The organism is Pseudomonas sp. HD57-3, from assembly GCF_056113135.1.
Map to the genome: position 1 here is coordinate 2,118,949 of NZ_CM148568.1, position 18,746 is coordinate 2,137,694.

17 protein-coding genes and 1 pseudogene are annotated in these 18,746 nt (G+C 59.0%); 10 read left to right on the plus strand and 8 right to left on the minus strand.

The window, feature by feature from the left end:
- Positions 1 to 133 precede the first annotated feature (133 nt).
- From AC0R79_RS09625 to AC0R79_RS09660, 8 genes are all read left to right on the plus strand, one after another.
- Positions 134 to 589, plus strand: a complete 456-nt coding sequence (locus tag AC0R79_RS09625; protein WP_007950434.1) for a YkvA family protein — start codon at positions 134 to 136, stop codon at positions 587 to 589.
- Positions 590 to 703: 114 nt separating this feature from the next.
- Entirely contained in the window at positions 704 to 1,045 is a 342-nt protein-coding gene (locus AC0R79_RS09630; RefSeq protein WP_102688669.1) for a helix-turn-helix domain-containing protein, read from the plus strand.
- Positions 1,042 to 1,413 (plus strand): hypothetical protein, encoded by a 372-nt coding sequence (locus AC0R79_RS09635; protein WP_003223109.1) that lies wholly within the window; start codon positions 1,042 to 1,044, stop codon positions 1,411 to 1,413. Before AC0R79_RS09630 ends, AC0R79_RS09635 begins: the two co-directional genes overlap by 4 nt.
- Positions 1,414 to 1,821, plus strand: a complete 408-nt coding sequence (locus AC0R79_RS09640; RefSeq protein ID WP_085608825.1) for an SEL1-like repeat protein — start codon at positions 1,414 to 1,416, stop codon at positions 1,819 to 1,821.
- A gap of 225 nt (positions 1,822 to 2,046) precedes the next feature.
- Positions 2,047 to 6,813 (plus strand): RHS repeat-associated core domain-containing protein, encoded by a 4,767-nt coding sequence (locus tag AC0R79_RS09645; protein ID WP_474734227.1) that lies wholly within the window; start codon positions 2,047 to 2,049, stop codon positions 6,811 to 6,813.
- Positions 6,813 to 7,163: a hypothetical protein gene (locus tag AC0R79_RS09650; protein ID WP_375746131.1), complete on the plus strand. Its 351-nt coding sequence runs from the start codon at positions 6,813 to 6,815 to the stop codon at positions 7,161 to 7,163. The genes AC0R79_RS09645 and AC0R79_RS09650 overlap by 1 nt, the downstream gene beginning before the upstream one ends.
- A gap of 6 nt (positions 7,164 to 7,169) precedes the next feature.
- Entirely contained in the window at positions 7,170 to 7,613 is a 444-nt protein-coding gene (locus AC0R79_RS09655) for a hypothetical protein (RefSeq protein ID WP_375746133.1), read from the plus strand.
- Entirely contained in the window at positions 7,613 to 8,029 is a 417-nt protein-coding gene (locus AC0R79_RS09660; RefSeq protein WP_375746135.1) for a hypothetical protein, read from the plus strand. The genes AC0R79_RS09655 and AC0R79_RS09660 overlap by 1 nt, the downstream gene beginning before the upstream one ends.
- Before the next feature lie 88 nt (positions 8,030 to 8,117).
- Here AC0R79_RS09660 and AC0R79_RS09665 read toward each other — a convergent pair whose 3' ends face one another.
- Both AC0R79_RS09665 and AC0R79_RS09670 read right to left on the minus strand, forming a co-directional pair.
- A complete protein-coding gene (locus tag AC0R79_RS09665) occupies positions 8,118 to 9,908 on the minus strand; it encodes a bifunctional diguanylate cyclase/phosphodiesterase (RefSeq protein WP_127797360.1) in 1,791 nt (596 codons plus the stop codon).
- A gap of 134 nt (positions 9,909 to 10,042) precedes the next feature.
- Complete coding sequence (locus AC0R79_RS09670; RefSeq protein ID WP_164872133.1) at positions 10,043 to 12,127, minus strand: carboxy terminal-processing peptidase; 2,085 nt, start codon at positions 12,125 to 12,127, stop codon at positions 10,043 to 10,045.
- 181 nt (positions 12,128 to 12,308) lie between these two features.
- Between AC0R79_RS09670 and AC0R79_RS09675 the strand changes: the two genes are divergently transcribed.
- The gene (locus tag AC0R79_RS09675) at positions 12,309 to 13,271 is read left to right on the plus strand and encodes a zinc-binding dehydrogenase (protein WP_127797362.1); all 963 of its coding nucleotides are present in this window, start codon (positions 12,309 to 12,311) and stop codon (positions 13,269 to 13,271) included.
- A gap of 45 nt (positions 13,272 to 13,316) precedes the next feature.
- Here the strand turns inward: AC0R79_RS09675 and AC0R79_RS09680 are convergent, their stop codons facing one another.
- The 5 genes from AC0R79_RS09680 to AC0R79_RS09700 are packed head-to-tail and all read right to left on the minus strand — an operon-like array spanning position 13,317 to position 17,426.
- On the minus strand, positions 13,317 to 13,970 hold the full coding sequence (locus AC0R79_RS09680; protein ID WP_127797363.1) for an HAD family hydrolase: 654 nt from the start codon (positions 13,968 to 13,970) through the stop codon (positions 13,317 to 13,319).
- Positions 13,971 to 14,004: 34 nt separating this feature from the next.
- Entirely contained in the window at positions 14,005 to 14,994 is a 990-nt protein-coding gene (locus AC0R79_RS09685; protein ID WP_007960200.1) for an ABC transporter ATP-binding protein, read from the minus strand.
- On the minus strand, positions 14,991 to 15,791 hold the full coding sequence (locus AC0R79_RS09690; protein WP_096822924.1) for an ABC transporter permease: 801 nt from the start codon (positions 15,789 to 15,791) through the stop codon (positions 14,991 to 14,993). Before AC0R79_RS09690 ends, AC0R79_RS09685 begins: the two co-directional genes overlap by 4 nt.
- Complete coding sequence (locus AC0R79_RS09695) at positions 15,778 to 16,614, minus strand: ABC transporter permease (RefSeq protein WP_162130491.1); 837 nt, start codon at positions 16,612 to 16,614, stop codon at positions 15,778 to 15,780. The genes AC0R79_RS09690 and AC0R79_RS09695 overlap by 14 nt, the downstream gene beginning before the upstream one ends.
- 5 nt (positions 16,615 to 16,619) lie before the next feature.
- Positions 16,620 to 17,426, minus strand: a complete 807-nt coding sequence (locus AC0R79_RS09700; RefSeq protein WP_007960205.1) for an alkaline phosphatase family protein — start codon at positions 17,424 to 17,426, stop codon at positions 16,620 to 16,622.
- Positions 17,427 to 17,453: 27 nt separating this feature from the next.
- Here AC0R79_RS09700 and AC0R79_RS09705 point away from each other — a divergent pair.
- A pseudogene (locus tag AC0R79_RS09705) lies at positions 17,454 to 17,571 on the plus strand (metal ABC transporter ATP-binding protein); the annotation flags it as partial.
- Between the two features lie 33 nt (positions 17,572 to 17,604).
- Here the strand turns inward: AC0R79_RS09705 and AC0R79_RS09710 are convergent.
- Positions 17,605 to 18,669 carry an ABC transporter substrate-binding protein gene (locus tag AC0R79_RS09710; protein ID WP_474734230.1) on the minus strand — a complete coding sequence of 355 codons (1,065 nt, stop codon included), beginning with the start codon at positions 18,667 to 18,669 and terminating at the stop codon, positions 17,605 to 17,607.
- Positions 18,670 to 18,746: the final 77 nt, after the last annotated feature.

Sequence of the window (18,746 nt, forward strand, 5' to 3'; positions counted from 1 at the left end):
GTTTTTTTATGTGAGTAAAAAACGCCCGATCTGAGCGCAGCCCTTATGAAACGGGGCTCTCAGCGCTGAAATGCAGCTCTGTTCACAAGGTTATCCACAATTTGTGTGGATAACATTTCAACGGGAGAAATAAATGAAAGCGCCGTGGAATTTCGCCCGATTCCTGCCTTTGGCCGGACGCTTGCTGGCTCGAGGCCGCTTGCCGACCTTGTTGTTCGCCGTGGCCAGCAAAGGCGCCGCCCAAGGCAATCGTCTCGGCAAGCTGAAGGACGATCTACGTCTGTTGCAGGCTCTGTGCCTGGCGTACTGGCGCGGCGAATACCGCGCGATCAGCGCCAAGGCCATCGTTTCGGTAGTGGCCGGTCTGATGTACTTCCTCAGCCCGGTGGATGCGATCCCCGATTTCATTCCCATGTTTGGCATGCTCGATGACATCGCCGTCCTCGCCTGGCTGATGAAAACCCTCGACGATGAACTGAATGCCTTCCGCCTGTGGCGCCAGCGCCAGGCGCCGGAAAAGCTCAGAGTGGTCGAGCGTCTGCCCGATACGCCCGAACAACTTCAGCTTCAGGGGCCGAAAAAGTCCTGAATCGCGACAGCCTCGTACACAGATAGATACCCCCCACGACCTTGGCCGCTGTTAGGATTACACTTCTAGGGAAAAGTGCCGACTCGCTAAGTGTTGTTGTCCTACGGGGTAGTCATGGATATTCAGATAATTGCACGCGATGGCGAGCCCGAATATGCGGTTCTGCCATGGGCTCAGTATCAGGCTCTACTGAAAGCAGCAGGCATCAACGAAGCACCGTCGCAACTGGCTCCAGCGCCGCTTGCGGCAACCCCGGACCCGATACTTCCAGGTCTGGATCAGTTACGCAGTTTGCGCGAAGGGAAGGGCATCGCCATCGAGGCGCTGGCCCGCACGGTAGGCATCAGCCCGTCTTACCTGGCCATGATTGAAAGTGGCGAGCGTCTGCCCGACGCCGCGATTCGCCGCAGCCTGGCCTGGGAGTTGACGGTGCCAGGGTGGAGGGAACAATCGTGAGCGTACGCATCAGTCGTCAACATTGGGACGGATTGCTGGGGGAGCTGGATCAGGCGCGCAGGCAGCGCCATCTTTTGACTTATCGAGCCTTGCTTGAACGCCTGCAACTGCCCACGCCGGCCATGCAGACATTGACCGCTGCACTGGAGCATCTCGCAGCACTGGACGCGAAAGCCGAACAACCGTTGCGCAGCTCGCTGGTGATCAGCCAGGGTGCAAGCCGCCTGCCACGCACCGGTTTCTTTGAATGTGTCGAACGTCTGGGCCGTTTTTCCGGGCCGTCCGACGGTGTCGCCGCCGCCTCCTGGCATGCCTCGGAAGTGGTGCGGGTCTTTGAGTACGAGTACCCGGAATCGGCGGAGGCTTGAGTGTTTTTACGACTCAAGGCGCGGGCAAGTTACTGGCTCGCCCGTAGGCTGTTTCACTGGTCGTGGTTTGTCCGTCAGCCCCGCGGCTGGCGCTGGCTCGAAGGACAGTTTGCGCGCATGGCCAACCTGGGCGATGTCGGCGCGCAAAGCTTTTACGGGCACATCCTGACGTTTCGCGGGGTTGGCCTGGGCGCACGTGAAGAGGGTGTGCGGTTGCTGCGACTGGCGGCGCTGGCCGGGGATGGCAAGGCGGCGTATCAAGTCGGTGTCATCAGTCTTGCAGGTACACCGAGCAAAGCGCCAGATCCTTCGGAAGCCGCTCGCTGGTGGACCATGGCCGCGAAGGCCGGGCACCCGTTGGCCGAGCTCAAGTTGAAAGAGCTGGCCGGCCGAGACGCTTCTCAATAAACAATTCATCTGTTCCGTGAACGGGGCGTGAGGGAAACCTCCCGCCCCGTTTTTGCGTCTGCAATTCGATAAAAATCAGTTACAGACTTCTCCTACATCCTCTGCCTACTCGCCTGACTTCTTTTCTGGTTGATCCCCCGCAAAGTCCCTCGCCTGATTTTTGCGCGAGGGAACGCACATGTTTGACCCGGTTTTTCGTTTCGCCATGCGTATGGAAATGCGCTGATGGATGCCGTCACCCGCATCGAGCAAGAACTCGACAGCTTTCCCCGCACACTCGATCTCTATCGCGAACAGCTCAAGCACTGGCTCAGTCGCTCGGCAGACGGCGTCAGTCACGCGGCCGATCTGCCGTCGCTGATGGGGATGGAGCGGATCATCCGTTTCGGCGAGCACAGCACGGCGGTTGCGATTGACGACAACCGTTTCTCTTCTGCGATCGTGCAATGCCCGGAAACCGGTCCGATGGAGATCGAGAGCAAGTTCGAGTCGGCCTACGACATTCCGTTGGGCGGCATCGTTGTCGATGTGGTGGCGGTGGAGGGCGGTGCAGTCGAGTCGGTCACCCTCGATGCTCAGGGCAAAGGGGTGTTCACCGGTGAGGCGGGCAAGTTTTATCGGGTGGTGGTGCACGGCGAGGCCAGCGAGCAGCAGGTTGATGCGCTTTTCGAATCCTACGATGGCCTGACTCGGCAGCTGGATGGCTGGCTGCGCAGCGAGTGGCAGGGATTCAAGCCGCAATGGTCGCAGTCGGTGGCCACAGCAGCCGGGAACGGCATGCTGGCCGGCAGCTGGGCGGCGATCGAGGGGGTGTGGGACAGCATCGGGTTGCTGTCGGAGATTCTCCAGGAACCCGCAAAGTTTGCCGAGCGGTTGGGCAGTGGCGCTGCACAGCTGATCGCGCTGGCAGAAACAGCGCCTGAAATGATGGAGAAGCTTCAGTTACTGGTCAGTGACGAAGCGGCGCTGTGTTTGTTGCTGCGTACCGCCAGCCTCTGGCTGGAAATGCTGCCTCCCAATGAGATTGCCGGGAAAACCGCCGAGGTGGCATCGATGGTGGTGGTTCAACTGCTTATCGATGTGTTGATCGGCGTTGTGCTGACCTTTGTCGGTGCCGGGGCGGGGATTGCGTATCTGACCTTGCGGCTGGCGGAGCGTGGCGCTCAGTTGCTGTCGGCGGTGGCGCGACTGGTGAAGGCGATGTTCGGCATCGTCAGCACCTTCATCGGCTACGTGAACCAATACAAATCCGTCGCCGCTCGGGGCATCGCCGCCGGGGTGAAAAAGGGCCGCATGCAATTGCGCTGGGATGCCCGGCGTAATGCTTCCCTGAAAAAAGACGAGCACCACGACGACACGCCGGATCAGGCGAAAAATCCCAACGGTGACAGTGCCGATTGTGCGCCGCGAACCTGCACCAACGGCTGTCCGGTGTCGATGGTCACCGGCGAAGAATTGTTGACGCTGACTGACGGTGTGCTCGATGGACTGCTGCCGTTCGAGTTCAGTCGGTTGTATCGCACCAGTGCGGCCGAGATTGATGTCGGGCTGGGGTTTGGCTGGAGCCATTCGCTGGCGCATCGGCTGGAGGTTGATGGCGATGGCGTGGTCTGGGTTGACCATGAGAACCGGTGGACGCGGTTTCCGTTGCCGAGCGTTGAGCGGCCGGCGATTCACAACAGCCTTTCGCGGGCGGCGATCTTTCTCGGGGATGAGCCGGAGGAGTTGATCGTTGCGCTGGCGGGTGAGGCGGCGCGGTTTTATCACTTTCGGGCTGGGCGCCTGACGGCTGTCAGCGATGCCTATGGCAATCGTCTGACGGTGCATCGGGATCTTTCCGACCGGATTCAGCGCCTGGACAACGGCGCTGGTCGTTCCTTGTTGCTGCGCTATGAGCGGGCGCATCTGGTCGCGGTCGATTATCAGGTTTTTCGAGGGTCTGTCTGGCGTACCGAGCAGACGCTGGCCAGTTACCGCTTTGATGCTCGCCATCGATTGATCGAGGCGTCGAACGCGGTTGGCGAGACTGAGCGTTACGACTACGACGATCAGCACGTCATCCTGCAACGACAACTGAGCGGCGGCGCGAGCTTCTTCTGGGAGTGGGAGCGTGCCGGCAAGGCTGCGCGCTGCGTGCGGCATTGGGCGTCGTTTTCGCAGATGGATACGCGTTACGTCTGGGATGACGCCGGTAGCGTCACCGTGCAGTACGTCGACGGTCGCGAAGAGGTTTATGTCCACGACGACACCGCGCGGCTGGTGCGTCAGGTCGCTGCCGACGGGGGCGAACAGCTCAAGGCCTATGACGCGCAGGGCCGATTGGTCGCCGAGCAGGATGCGCTGGGGGCGGTCACCGAATACCGCTACGACGATGTCGGACGGCTAATCGCGTTGATTCCGCCGGACGATGCACCGACGTCCTACGAGTACCGCAATGGTTTCCTGCACAGCCGTTCGCGTGGTGATGCCGTTTGGACGTACCGGCGCAATGCTCAGGGTGACATCACCGAGGCGGTTGACCCGGACGGTCATGTCACCCATTACCACTACGACGCGCAGGGGCGGTTGCTGTCGATCCGTTATCCGGATAGCGGCCGGCATGTGTTCGTGTGGAACGACCTCGGGCAACTGGTCGAGGAAAGTTTGCCCGACGGCGGGGTTCGGAGGTTTTCCTACGACGCTTTGGGGCGGCGGATTACTGCGCAGGACGAGCATGGCGCGATCACTCGTCATGCGTGGGACGCCGTTGGCCGGCTGATCCAGACCACCTCGCCGAATGGCGCCACTCGAGCCTTCAGTTACAGCGCCTACGGCCAGATCACCGCCGAACGCGACGAACTGGGGCGGATCACCCGTTACGAGTATGACGACGACCTGCACCTGGTCAGCCGGCGGATCAATCCGGACGGTACACGAGTCCAGTACCGCTACGACCATGCGCAGCTGCTGCTCACGGAAATCGAGAACGAGTCCGGCGAAAAGTACCGGCTGGACTACACGCCGACCGGACTGATCCGACAGGAAACCGGCTTCGATGGCCGGCGCACGGCCTACGCCTACGACCGCAACGGCCACCTGCTGGAAAAGACCGAGTACGGCGACGACGGCTCGACGCTGGTCACCGCTTATGAGCGCGACAGCGCCGGACGTCTGCTGCTCAAGACCCTGCCGGACGGGGTCGAGGTCAGCTACCGCTATGACCGTCTCGGTCGGCTGGTCGGCGTGGATGACGGCCAGGATCACCCGCTGGCCTTCGAATACGACCTGCAGGACCGGCTGGTGCGCGAGCATCAGGGCTGGGGCACCCTGCGTTACACCTACGACGCCTGCGGCCAGCTCACTCGCATGCGTTTGCCGGACAACAGCAAGCTCGACTACCACTACGCCAAGGGCGGCGCGCTGACGGCGATCGACCTCAACGGTGCCTTGCTGACCCGTCACGTCTACCAGAACGGCCGCGAACAGCAGCGCCAGCAAGGCCTGCTGCTCAGCGAATACGCCTACGACGAACAGGGCCGGTTACGCGCCCACGCCGTAGGCCATCAGCGCAGCGGACTGTACCGCCGCGACTTTGCCTACAGCGCCAACGGCAACCTCGAACACATCGCCGACACCCGCCACGGCCAGCGCAGCTACCAGTACGACACCCTCGACCGGCTGATCCGCGTGCGCCACACCCGCGACGACCTGCCGGAAAACTTCGCCCACGACCCGGCCGGCAACCTGCTGATGCAGGATCGCCCCGGTCCGACACAGATCAAAGGCAACCGCCTGTTGATGCAGGGCGACCGCCATTACGACTACGACGCCTTCGGCAACCTGATCCGCGAACGCCGCGGCCGCGCCCAAACACTGGTCACCGAATACCGCTACGACAGCCAGCACCGCCTGATCGGCCTCACGCGCCCCGACGGCACCAGCGCCACCTACCAATACGACGCCTTCGGCCGCCGCATCCGCAAGACCGTCGACGGCCAGACCACCGAGTTCTTCTGGCAAGGCGACCACCTGATCGCCGAAAGCAGCCCGACCCAGCACCGCAGCTTCATCTACGAACCCGGCACCTTCCGCCCCTTGGCCATGCTCGACGGCAAAGGCCCGAAACGCGCCTGTCCGTTCTACTACCAGATCGACCACCTCGGCACTCCGCAAGAGTTGACTGATTACAGCGGCGACATCGTCTGGTCAGCCAAATACAGCGCCTACGGCAAGGTCACCTCGCTGGAACTGGCGACCGAGGACTACCTGAACCAGCCGCTGCGCTTTCAGGGGCAGTATTTCGATGACGAAAGCGGGCTGCATTACAACCGGCACCGGTATTACGACCCGGACGTGGGCCGGTATCTGACGCCGGATCCGGTGAAGCTGGCGGGTGGGCTGAATCAGTACCGGTACGTGCCGAATCCGACGGGGTGGGTGGATCCGTTGGGGTTGAGCTCCAATTGTCCGCCGCCGAAAAAACCGTGTCGACCGGTGAAATATGCGGGATCTGGCTCGGTAGTTAATGAAGGGGAACCACCACTACCGAAGATGACCGCGCAAGAGCGACGGGCGCGGATTGATGAATTGGCGGAGGAGAATGCCTATCGGCGTTTATATGAAATGGAAGATGCAGATAATGGAGAGCATTTTTTGGAAAAGCATGGTGCTCAAACTACATTGGGATCTCAACTTGAAAGGTTGAATTCAGGCAGGAATCCAACCACGGGTGAAATAGAGAGATACATTGGTGGTAGTAAGGATGGGGAACCAAAAATTCCGTCTGCAGCAACACACTTTTTGAGTCATAGGGATCAGTTGAATGCGATCTATAGAGCGCAGTTGATTTTTAAGTATACGAATTTACAAGTTTCCAAGAGGCCTATTGATATGGGTAAGATTATTGGTGAAGGGCACAAAAAAGGAAGTCTTGAATATGGAAGGCAATCTAGGGCTGTGGTGATTCTTACGCCGCAGCAGCGTGTCAGGACAGCTTATGCGGATTTTGACTAATGAATAGTTTATATAAAATTGTAGATATTAAGAATTTGCTTTTTGTTTTTGATATAGAGAATACGACGGATGATGCTAGGGAGAGATTGATAGTTTCGAAGGATGTAAACAGCCGATTAGAGCTTGCCGAGCTGTTTGACGATTTGTTGCGCGTTGAGTTTTTTGAATACACAACAAACGAGCAGGATTTGTTAATCGAGACTGTTAGATACTTCTTAAATGAACACGATGATTTTGAGCGGGTTTTTGGAAGGATGACAACCTACTTTGATGATGAGGTGGAAGACAGGAGGCAGTTTATGACCGTGCTTCTAGAATGTCTTTCAAGATATCGTCGTGAAGTTTTATGAAATGCTGTGAGATTGATTAAGTTTTTTGGTTGTGGGGTAGCTGTGATTAAAGATTTTTTTCGGTTTTTCCTGTCGTTTTTTGGTGCAAGGCGTAAGCCAGGAGTCCAAGTTGGTAATGAAGTTTTTTTACAAATTGATGATGCGAACTCTGTTAAGCCTGGAAAGTGTCGGGGTGTTCACAGCACTCGCTTTTTGAGTCACAAAGCACAAATGAATGCATATAACGAGGCGATGACAAGAGAATCCAGAAAAATGCCCCGTTTCACTGGAGAGGATAGTATGGGAAATCTGGTAGTGAGAATGGAAACTGAAAATATTGGTGAAGGATATGAGCCAAATCCTGCAGATCCATCTGATCCACGCTACATTTCTGAAATGAACGGCTTTGAAATGAGATTTGATTTCGAGACGCTAAAGCCTTGGGCTCTTTATCCGATAGAGAAAGCATAATGTTGATGCATCCTTATCTTGATATTCCTTATCGTCCAAGGTTGTCTCACTTTCTCGGTGGGTTTGATACATATGATCGCGAGGAGAGCTTGGGTGAGACGCTGTCTGCATACGATCCGGAGGATCCATCAGACAGAAGTATTTTAATATCCAGGTACGTAATCAAGCGGTTTTCGAAACTTAGCCATCGGCATAAGTTCGTTTTGTTTGCTGTCTTGGGAGAGGCGCTTGAAGAAAGTGGTGATGTCTTTCAAGAGGTGCTGGAGCATGATCCATACTCTCACTCCTTGCTACCAGACGGCTGGGATGAGATGAATGATCCAAGGGCATTTTTCGAAGGTATGTACTTTCAGTTGTCCGAAGCATGGATGGACGAGCTTTACAAAGCCAGTCAAGAAGAGTTATCAACTTGGTAGGCGCGACTTGGTGCTCGCTGCGATTTTGTAAGTTTTGGGGGCATTCATAGGGTGAAGATGCTGGTTGCACGAATTCGGTTATGTCGAATCACCGATGTCCGAGTGTAAGTGCTTCTGTAGGTGGCTGAGCGAACAGGCTATCAATCAAATGTACGCTGTACCCCGGAACATTCTTCGCATGATGCTTCGCCTGCGAAGCCATTTCCGCCAACTGGCTCGCATCCAGCTGCGCACAAGCTTCAGGATGCAAATGCACCACGCCAATGGACAATGACAGCAACGGAAACTCCTGACGAATACCCTGACGATTCGGCGCAACAAAACAACCAGCCTCCAGGTGTTCGGGACGATAAAACCGTCGGCATTGGCTCTGAAAGTCATCGAGCAATTGGTTCAGCCGTTTGCGCCAATCCTCCGGGCCGAGTACCAACAGAAAGTCGTCACCCCCGATGTGGCCAACGAAATCGCGGGACGGGTCAACCCGTTCGTTGAGGCATTGCGCCAGACACAGCAGCACCTCATCCCCACGCCCATACCCATAGATATCGTTAAAGGGTTTGAAGCTGTCGATGTCGACATAACAAATGACCGACTCGCGCCCCTGTTGCAGTAGTCGGGTGAGGCATTGCTGAATCGGCACATTCCCCGGCAACAAGGTCAGCGGATTGGCATAGCGCGCCTGCTGGATCTTCAGTTCGGTAATCAGCTTGAGCACGTCAATCACCCGGCCCAGGCCCAGGTAGCTGCCGTTGAGGGTGATGATGAAGTCTTCTTCGATACGTTGTCGGGCGCGGCTGGTGATCAGGCGGCTGACTTGTTGCAGCGACTGGCTCATTTCCACGGCGAGGAAGTCGTCGTTCATCAGGCGGCTGATCGGTTTGCGGGCGAACAGGTCGGTGGCGAACGGTTTGAGCAGCGCATCGGACAGCGAGTGACGATGAACGATGCCGCATGGCTGACCCTGTTCGTCGAGCACCGCCAGTGAGTTCAGGTTGGCCTGACGGCGGAAGGCTTCCAGTACAGTAGCGGTCGGTGTGTCGCGATTCACGGCCGGTTGATCGTTGAGCAGGGCGCTGAGGTCGCTGCCTTCATCGTTCAACGCAACGGCGCTGCTGTCGTGCTTGGGCATCAAGGCGCGGGCATCGCGCGGCGGGTGTTCCTGAGGGCGGCCGAGCAGATAGCCCTGCACCAGATCCACACCCATCTCGGTCAGCACCGCCAACTCTTCCGGCAACTCGATGCCTTCGGCAATCACCTGAGCTCGCGAGGCTTTGGCGATTTGCAGGATCGATCCAACGAACTCTCGTTTCAACGCATCCTGATGGATGCCGTCGATGAAGTGCCGGTCGATCTTCACGTAATCCGGCCGCAGCTCCGACCACAGACGAAGGCTCGAATAACCGGCTCCAAGGTCGTCCAGCGCAATTGAAAACCCCATCGCCCGATAGTGATGCAGCGCGGTTTGCAGCAACTGGAAATCATCGATCGGCGTCTGTTCGGTGAGTTCGATAACCACCTGGCTAGGCGGGATACCAAAGTCCTGCAGCAATTGCAGCGTACGCCCCGGCTGGTGCGCGGCTTCAAGCAAGGATTCGGGGGAGACGTTGAGAAACAGCTTGCCCGGCAACTGCTGTTCGTTGAAACGACGACAGGCACTCTGGCGGCAGGCGATTTCCAGCTCGCTCAGGCGTCCGGCCTGGCGGGCCACGGCGAACAGGGCGATGGGGGAGTGCAGCGGGCTGTTGGACGGGCCGCGGGTCAGGGCTTCGTAGCCGAGAATGCGCCGTTCGGAGAGGCAAATGATCGGCTGGAACAGGCTGTGTAAACCGCTTTGAGTCAGGATCGAGCTCAAGGCACTCAGCTGTTCGGTCGTGGTCATGGCAATCTCTGGCGATAAAAAAAGGACTGGGAGCGTTCTCGATGAAGAGAACAGCTCCCAGTCCTTTATTGCACGACAGAATGATGACTGTTTGATGACGATCCGGGGATCTTCAGCATTAAATTGCCATCACCTTACTTCTTTGCGACCTGGTTGCTCAGCTTCAGGTAATCCAGCAGTACGCGCCCAGTCTCACTCAGGTAGGCGTCGTCTTCTGGTTTGACCTTGTCCGGCTCGGCGGCTGCCAGTGCGTCGTCGTCTTCTTTCTTCAGCTCTTTGAGCGGTTCTTCGCCTTTGGCCTTGCGACGGATGTTCTCCATCGCCAGTTGCTTGGCGTCGATGTCGGCGTGCTGGGCACGACGTTCGGCTTCATTGAGGCTGACGGTTTTTTCTTCCAGCAGCTTCTGCGCCAGGGCCAGCTTGTCGCGGATGAACACGAACTCCGCGTCCTTGGCGGAACGGCTGTCATGCTCGGATTTCAGCTGGGCCAGGTACGGCTTGAACGGATCGCTCGCCGGTTTGATCGCCGCGCGGATGGTGTCCCACGGCATGGCTTCCGGCAGGGCGCTTTCGCCGATTTCCTTGGTGTCGATGATCGACGGGTAATCGATGTCCGGCAGTACGCCCTGATGCTGGGTGCTCTGACCGGAAACCCGGTAGAACTTGGCCAGGGTCAGTTTCAGTTCGCCATGGTTCAGCGGCTGGATGGTCTGCACGGTGCCTTTGCCGAAGGTCTGGCCACCGATGATCAGCGCGCGATGGTAGTCCTGCATGGCGCCGGCGAAGATCTCCGAAGCCGAGGCGGACAGGCGGTTGACCAGCAGCGCCATCGGGCCTTTGTAGAACGCGCCCGGGTTTTCATCTTCAAGTACATCGACCCGGCCATCGGCGTTACGCACGAGTACGGTAGGGCCCTTGTCGATGAACAGGCTGGTCAGCTCGGTCGCTTCCTGCAGGGAACCGCCGCCGTTGTTGCGCAGGTCGATGACCACGCCGTCGACTTTCTCTTTCTGCAGTTCGGTCAGCAGCTTCTTGACGTCGCGCGTGGTGCTCTTGTAGTCAGGATCGCCGGCACGGAAGGCCTTGAAGTCGAGGTAGAACGCCGGAATCTCGATCACGCCGAGCTTGTAGTCGCGGCCGTCCTGTTTCAGGTTCAGCACGGACTTCTTCACGGCCTGGTCTTCGAGCTTCACCGCTTCGCGGGTGATCGGCACGATCTTGCTGGTCTGGTCGTTCGGCGCATTGCTGGCCGGGATGACTTCCAGACGCACCACGGTGCCTTTCGGGCCACGGATCAGCTTGACCACTTCGTCCAGACGCCAGCCGACCACGTCGACCATCTCTTTGTTGCCCTGGGCAACACCGATGATCTTGTCGGCCGGAGCAACCTGCTTGGTCTTGTCGGCCGGGCCTGCCGGCACCAGACGCACGACTTTCACCTGGTCGTTGTCGCTCTGCAACACGGCGCCGATGCCCTCGAGGGACAGGCTCATGTTGATGTCGAAGTTCTCCGCGTTATCCGGCGACAGATAGTTGGTGTGCGGATCGTAAGACATGGCGAAGGTGTTGATGTACGCCTGGAAGATGTCTTCGGCGCGGGTCTGGTCCAGACGCGCCAGTTGATTCTTGTAGCGCTTGGTCAGGGTTTCCTGGATCTGCTTCGGCTCTTTGCCGGCGATCTTCTGCCGCAGCACTTCGTCCTTGACGCGTTTGCGCCACAAGTCATCGAGTTCGGCGGTGGACTTGAGCCACGGAGCGTCCTTGCGATCGATCAGCAAGGTTTCCCTGGTGGTGAAGTCCATCTTGTCGACGCCTTTGTTCAGCTCGGCAAGGGCGAAGTCCAGACGCGCTTTCACGCGATCCAGATAGCGCTTGTAGATGGTGAACCCGGCGTTGAGGTCGCCGCTCTTGAGGAAGTCGTCGAACTGGGTCTTCCACTTGTCGAATTCGGCGATGTCGCTGGCCATGAAGTAGCTGCGCGACGGGTCGAGCAGCTTGATGTAGCTGTCGTAGATGATCACCGAGCGCGCATCGTCGAGCGGCGGCTTGCTGTAGTGGTGACGCTTGAGCAACTCGACGACGTTCAGACTGGCGATCACTTCGTCGCGATCAGGCTGCAACTTGTCCCAGCTGTTGGCTGCGAATGTGGTGCCCGACACCGGCAACAGACCGATACCGATGAAAAGAGCGAGGGCGGTGCTGGGGAGCAGATGCTTCATGCTGATTCGACGCGGGGACAATTGATAACGCATATTAGGCCGTCTTTGAAGTCGCCGGTACCTCTACGCTCTGTACGATAACTGCTGTTCAGCGTTCGTTCAGACCCCAGGGCCGGTCGCATAATGCAAAAAGCCCGGCGCTACAGCTTCGGGCTCAGTCCAGACTCACTATGGAGGCACTGTGAAGGCATTGCAAGGCGTTGAAGGTCAAGTGGCATGGGTTGATGAACCAAGTCCTACATGTGATGTAGGACAAGTTCGCATCCGGGTGGCGGCAGCGGGCCTCAATCGCGCGGATTTATTACAGAAAGCCGGACTTTATCCACCCCCTCCGGGTGCCAGCCAGGTGCTGGGTCTTGAGTGTTCCGGGGTGATCAGCGAGGTCGGCGCAGGCTCGTCCTGGCAGGTCGGTGACCGGGTTTGCGCCTTGCTGGCCGGGGGCGGGATGGCGCAAGAGGTGGTCGTCGACGGACGGCATGTGCTGCCGGTTCCGGAAGGCGTATCGCTGATCGAAGCCGCGGCGTTGCCCGAGGTGTACGCGACCGTCTGGCTGAACGTGTTTCAGCTTGCGGCGCTCAAACCGGGTGAGAAAGTTCTTCTGCACGCCGGAGCCAGTGGCATCGGTTCAGCCGCGATTCAACTGTGCAAGGCGTTCGGCAATCCCTGCTGGGTCAGCGTCGGCTCGGCTGAGCGGCTGGCCTACTGCGAATCGCTGGGTGCCCAGGGCGGGGTGGTGCGCACCGACGATCTGGAAAGCCTGCGGGATTTCGGGCCGTTCGATGTGATCCTCGATCCGGTGGGCGGCAATTATTCGGCGCTGAATCTGAAGCTGATGGCTCAGGACGGCCGTTGGGTGCTGATCGGCCTGATGGGCGGCCGCGAGGCGAAACTGGATCTGGCCCAGGTGTTGGCCAAGCGCGTGCAACTGCTGGGCTCGACCCTGCGCAGCCGTGACGATCAGTTCAAGGCCGATCTGTTCAGCGATCTGAGCCAGCACGTGTGGCCGCTGTTTTCCGAAGGTCGGCTGAAGCCGCAACTGGCCAAGGCGTTCCCGATCAAGGATGCCGAGGCAGCGTTCACCGAGCTGGCGAGCAACACGGTGGCGGGAAAGCTGGTACTGGTGATCGACGAAAGCCTGATCTGATCATCGATGCTTGTGGGAGCAGGCTCGCTCCCACAAGACCATCGCTTACTTCCAGAGGTGGATCGGCCAGCCGGACTTCTCGGCCTCTGCAAGCAGTACGGGATCCGGATTGACCACATGCGGGTAATCCACTTTCAGCAGCAGCGGCAGATCATTGCGTGAGTCGGAATAGAAACTCGCGCCTTCAAGGTTTTCCTCTTCGGCATCCAGCCATTCCAGCAAACGGGTGATCTTGCCTTCGCGGTAGGTCAGGGTGCCCACGGTATGGCCGCTGTACACGCCATGCGCCACTTCCAGTTCGATCCCCAGCACCTCGTCGATGCCCAGCCGTTCGGCAATCGGTTTGACCAGGTGCGTGCCCGAGGCCGAGATCACCAAAATCCGGTCGCCGGCCTTGCGGTGGGCGGCGATAGTCTTGGTGGCGTCGCTGAAGATGATCGGTTCGATGAAGTCTTCAACCCACGGGCCAACCAAATGCTCGACTTCTTCCGGGGTGCGCCCGATCAGTGGTTCGAGGCTGAAGTCCATGTAGTCTTCCATGCGCAACTTGCCATGGCTGTAGGCGTCCATCAGCTCGTTGTTCCGGCGCATGAACGACTCGGGATCGACCCAGCCCAGGCGCCCCATCTGCTCGCTCCAGAGAGTGGCGCAGTCGCCGTGGATCAGGGTTTCGTCCAGATCAAAAATTGCCAGGGCCATCAGTTCAGTTCCCTCTTGGGTGTCAGCAAAGTCATCAGGCTACCTCACACAGGGCGGTGGGATCGATGGAAAGTGACAGGCGCTGGCCGTCTGGATGCAGATCCGCCGCCGAACGGTTGAGCACATCCACCACCAGTTCCACGCCCCGGGCTTCGACGCGATAGCGGATCACGTTGCCCAGCAGGCTGTGGCTGCGGATTTGCGCGTCGGGTTCGCCGTTGAGGCTCAGCTCGATGGCCTCCGGGCGAATCGCGATGCGGTGGTTGATCGGCCGCTGCAACAGCTTCGAGGCACTCTCGGCATCCAGCAGGTTGTAGTTGCCGATGAAGCCGGCGGCGAACACGTCGACCGGCGCGGTGTAGAGGGTTTCGGCGTCGCCGCTTTGTACGATCTTTCCCTGATTCATCAGGAAAATCCGGTCAGACATGGTCAGGGCTTCTTCCTGGTCGTGTGTGACGAAGATCGTGGTCAGGCCGAGTTCGCGCTGGATCTGACGGATCTGTTCGCGCAGGTGTTTGCGAATCCGCGCGTCGAGGGCCGACAGCGGTTCATCCAGCAGCAACAGGCGCGGACGGGTGACCAGCGAGCGGGCAAGGGCGACACGCTGACATTGACCGCCGGAGAGCTGATGCGGATAGCGGCTGGCGAAGTCGTTGAGTTCAACCAGTTTCAACACTTCGGCAACCCGCTTGTGGCTGTCGTCGGCATTGACCTTTTGCATGCGCAGGCCGAAGGCGACGTTTTGCTCGACTGTCATGTTGGGGAATAGCGCATAGCTCTGGAACACCATGCCGATCCCGCGTTTCTGCGGGGTGAGCGGCACGATGTCGACGCCATCGAGCAGGATCTTGCCGCCATCCACCGGCGTCAGCCCGGCGATGCAACGGAGCAGGGTGGATTTGCCGCAGCCGGACGGGCCGAGCAGGGTGACGAATTCACCCTTCTGGATCTCGCAGTTGATGTCGCTGAACACCGTGGTGCCCGCGTAGTTTTTTTGCAGGTGTTGGACGCTGACATAGCTCATTCGCTTTTGTCCTTGTTCAAGATGTTGGCGACCCAGGTCAGGACCAGCACGAAAAAGAAGTAGGAGATCACCAGCGCACTGGTGAAGTGGCCGCTGCTGTTGCGCATGTTGTTCAGATAAACCTGCAGGGTTTCGTAGCGGGTGCCGACCAGGATGTTGGCGAACACGAACTCACCGAACAGGAACGAGAACGACAGCAGCAACGCGACCATCAGGCCTTTGCGCAGGTTCGGCAGCACCACCAGGAAAGCTGCCTGAAAAGTGCTGGCGCCAAGCAGTTGGGCGGCGTCCATCAGGTCGCGCAGGTTGATCGCTTGCAGGTTGTTGGTGATCGCCCGGTACATGAACGGCAGCGCCACGGTGAAGTAGCAACCGATCAGGATCCACGGCGTGCCGACCATCGCGAACGGCCCGGAACCGTAGAGCTGCAACAGGCCCACCGACGACACCACCGGCGGCACCGCGAAGGGCAGCAGGATCAGGATGTTCATCAGCGCATCGAGTTTCGGAAAGTGGTAATGCACCACGAACAGCAGCGGCAGAATCAGCACCACCGACAGGATCAGCGCGCCGACGCACACCAGCAACGACTGGCCGAAGGCGTGCAGAAAGCGCGGATCACTCCACAACTGGATGTACCACTTGAAGGTGAAACCGCTGGGCAGGATGGTGGCCGACCAACTGCTGGCGATCGAATAGACCAGCGTGCCCACCAGCGGCAGCAGCAGGATGGCGAACAGCAGATAGACCACGACGCGGTGGTAGACGCCGGCCGGGCCGGATTCAGCGCGAGACATGGTAGCTCCTCTTCAGCAGCAGTTGATGCACGACGGTCACCAGGGTCATCAGCGCCACCAGCACCACGGCCAGGGCACTGGCCAGGTTCGGGTCGAGGGAAATGTCACCGGAGACCATCGCCGCAATCCGGATCGGCAATACGTTGAAGTTGCCGGTGGTCAGCGCGTAGACCGTGGCGTAGGCGCCGAGGGCGTTGGCCAGCAGGATCACGAAGGTGCCGAGCAGGGCCGGGGTCAGCACCGGCAGGCCGATGTGGCGCCAGAACTGCCAGCCGTCAGCGCCGAGCAGTGCGGCGGATTCGCGCCAGTCTTCACGCAGGGCGTCGAACGCCGGGTATAGCAGCAGGACGCCCAAGGGAATCTGGAAGTAGGTGTAGAGGATGATCAACCCGGTTTTCGAATACAGGTTGAAGTCCTCGATGATCCCGGCCTGCTTCAACATGATGGTGATGCTGCCGTTGAAGCCGAGCAGGATGATGAACGCAAACGCCAGGGGCACGCCGGCGAAGTTGCTGGTCATGTTGGCGAAGGCGTTGACGAAGTTGCGCAGTTTCGAATCGACCCGGCGCAGGGAGTAGGCGCCCAGCACCGCGATGATGATGCCGAACACACTCGACCAGAAACTGATTTCGAGGCTGTACTGGATCGCCTGCAGATAGAACTTCGAACTGAAGATCTTGCTGAAGTTGGCGAAGCCCCAACCGAATTCTTCCGATTGCAGGCTGTTGATCATCACCCAGATCAACGGTGCGATTTCGAACACGATAAAAAACAGCGCGAAAGGCACCAGGCACAGGGCCGCCAGCCATTTGCCGCGAGTCATTGAGTTCACTTGAGCAACTCCCGGCACACAGGTTTGTCGTGGGGCACGCCGAGCAGTTCGCAGACGGTGCCGCAGATGTCGGTCTGCTTCGGTGCAGCATCGCTGTTCAGGCTGAAGGCATCACCGAGTACGAACAGCGGCACCTGACGTTCTTCCGGCAGCAGGCCGTTGTGCGAGCGGTCGTTGTTCATGCCATGGTCGGCGGTCACCAGCACCTGGCAGCCGGCGTCGAGCCAGCCTTGCAGGTAGTCGGCGAGGATGATGTCGGCGCTGCGCGCGCTGTTGCGGTATTGCGGGGTGTCGAGGCCGTGCTTGTGCCCGGCGTCGTCAATGTTCATCGGGTGGATCAGCAGAAAATCCGGGGCATGACGCAGGCGCAGGTTTTCGGCGTCGGCGAACAGGTGCGAATCCGGGTAGTGATCGTTCCAGTAGAAGTGGCCGTGCTGGATCGGTAGCGTCGGGTCATCGGTATGCCGATCCCGTGCTGCCACGAACGGCGAGCGGTTGTAGAGCTCGCTGACCCAGTGGTACGCCGCAGCGGCGGTTTTCAGACCGGCATCGCGGGCGTAGTGATAGATGCTGCGCTGGTTGGACAGGCGCGAGACGTTGTTGTGGACGATGCCGCTGTCGATCGGCGGCACGCCCGTGAGGATGCATTCGTAAAGCGGTCGGGACAGGGCCGGCAGCTCGCACTCCAACTGATAGAGCGCGGCGCGTCCTGCGCCAACGTAAGCCTGCAGATGCCCCATGGCGTGACGCGCAACCTCGTAGTTGAGGCCGTCGAGCACGACAAGGATGACGGTGTGCTTCATAGGGGCAAAAACTCCGCGAAACAGAAAATTTCAGATTCATTCGGGAGCCCTGGTGGGAGCGAGCTTGCTCGCGAAGGCGTCGTGTCAGCCAACATCAATGTTGAATGAAAGACCGCATTCGCGAGCAAGCTCGCTCCCACAGGGATCTCCAGCAATCCCGGAAGCGGGACTTACGGGCTTACTTCATCTCGACGATGACTTCTTCGTTCCACTTCTGCGGCAGGGCCTTGGAGGTTTTTTCCCACGCATCGGCGTCCTTGATCGGCGTGACCTTCTTGTACTGCTCGTTTGGCAGCAGCTTGGCTTTCACGTCTTCCGGCAGTTGCAGATGCTCGGCGCGGATCGGACGAGCGTTGCCACGGGCGAGGTTGGTCTGGCCGGCGTCGCTGAAGATGTATTCGCGGGTCAGCTTGGCGGCGTTCGGGTTCTTCGCGTATTTGTTGATGATGGTGGTGTAGCCGGAAATCACCGAACCGTCGGACGGGATCAGCACCACGTAGTCATCCGGGTTGGCCATCTTGGCCTTGTAGCTCAGGCCGTTGAAGTCCCAGACCACGCCGACTTCGATCTCGCCTTTTTCCATGGTGGCGATGGTCGGGTTGGCCATCGACAGGCGACCCTGCTTGGCGATGTCTGCGAACAGCAGCAGGGCCGGCTGGAGGTTTTTCTCGTCGCCGCCGTTGGCCAGTGCTGCGGCGAGTACGCCGTTGGCAGCTTGTGCAGCAGTGCTCACGTCACCGATGGAGACCTTGTATTTGCCGCCCTTGAGGTCAGCCCATTTGGTCGGTACCTCGGAGCCGTGCAGCAGCTTCTTGTTGACGATGAAGGCGATGGTGCCGGTATAGGCCAGTGCCCAGTTGCCATCCTTGTCCTTGGCCCAGTCTGGCACTTGATCCCAGGTGGTCGGCTTGTACGGTTGCACCACGCCTTGCTTGACCGCGATCGGGCCGAAGGCCGCGCCGACGTCGCCGATGTCGGCGGTGGCGTTGTCTTTTTCAGCGGCGAACTTGGCGATTTCCTGGGCCGAGCTCATGTCGGTGTCGATGTGTTTCAGGCCGTATTTCCTGGCCAGGTCTTCCCAGGTGCCTTTCCAGTTGGCCCAGTCATCGGGCATGCCGACGCTGTTGACGGCGCCTTCCGCTTTCGCAGCGGCTTCGAGGGTTTTCAGATCATCAGCCGCCATGGCGGCGGTGCACATGGCAATGGTCGAGCCTAACAGTGTTGCCAGGAAAAGCTGTTTCATTCCGAAGCTCCTTGGTCGTGTTCAACGCTGCGATTGCGGTTTGTGTTGGTCTAGGTCAGCAATACCTGAGCCAATGT

Bases quoted from the DNA above. Each gene is read 5' to 3' on its own strand.
- AC0R79_RS09625 (WP_007950434.1), top strand. From the start codon at position 134: ATGAAAGCGCCGTGGAATTTCGCCCGATTCCTGCCTTTGGCCGGACGC.
- AC0R79_RS09695 (WP_162130491.1), bottom strand. From the start codon at position 16,614: ATGACTCGCGGCAAATGGCTGGCGGCCCTGTGCCTGGTGCCTTTCGCG.
- AC0R79_RS09630 (WP_102688669.1), top strand. From the start codon at position 704: ATGGATATTCAGATAATTGCACGCGATGGCGAGCCCGAATATGCGGTT.
- AC0R79_RS09660 (WP_375746135.1), top strand. From the start codon at position 7,613: ATGTTGATGCATCCTTATCTTGATATTCCTTATCGTCCAAGGTTGTCT.
- AC0R79_RS09670 (WP_164872133.1), bottom strand. From the start codon at position 12,127: ATGAAGCATCTGCTCCCCAGCACCGCCCTCGCTCTTTTCATCGGTATC.
- AC0R79_RS09650 (WP_375746131.1), top strand. From the start codon at position 6,813: ATGAATAGTTTATATAAAATTGTAGATATTAAGAATTTGCTTTTTGTT.
- AC0R79_RS09710 (WP_474734230.1), bottom strand. From the start codon at position 18,669: ATGAAACAGCTTTTCCTGGCAACACTGTTAGGCTCGACCATTGCCATG.
- AC0R79_RS09700 (WP_007960205.1), bottom strand. From the start codon at position 17,426: ATGAAGCACACCGTCATCCTTGTCGTGCTCGACGGCCTCAACTACGAG.
- AC0R79_RS09645 (WP_474734227.1), top strand. From the start codon at position 2,047: ATGGATGCCGTCACCCGCATCGAGCAAGAACTCGACAGCTTTCCCCGC.
- AC0R79_RS09680 (WP_127797363.1), bottom strand. From the start codon at position 13,970: ATGGCCCTGGCAATTTTTGATCTGGACGAAACCCTGATCCACGGCGAC.
- AC0R79_RS09690 (WP_096822924.1), bottom strand. From the start codon at position 15,791: ATGTCTCGCGCTGAATCCGGCCCGGCCGGCGTCTACCACCGCGTCGTG.
- AC0R79_RS09665 (WP_127797360.1), bottom strand. From the start codon at position 9,908: ATGACCACGACCGAACAGCTGAGTGCCTTGAGCTCGATCCTGACTCAA.
- AC0R79_RS09685 (WP_007960200.1), bottom strand. From the start codon at position 14,994: ATGAGCTATGTCAGCGTCCAACACCTGCAAAAAAACTACGCGGGCACC.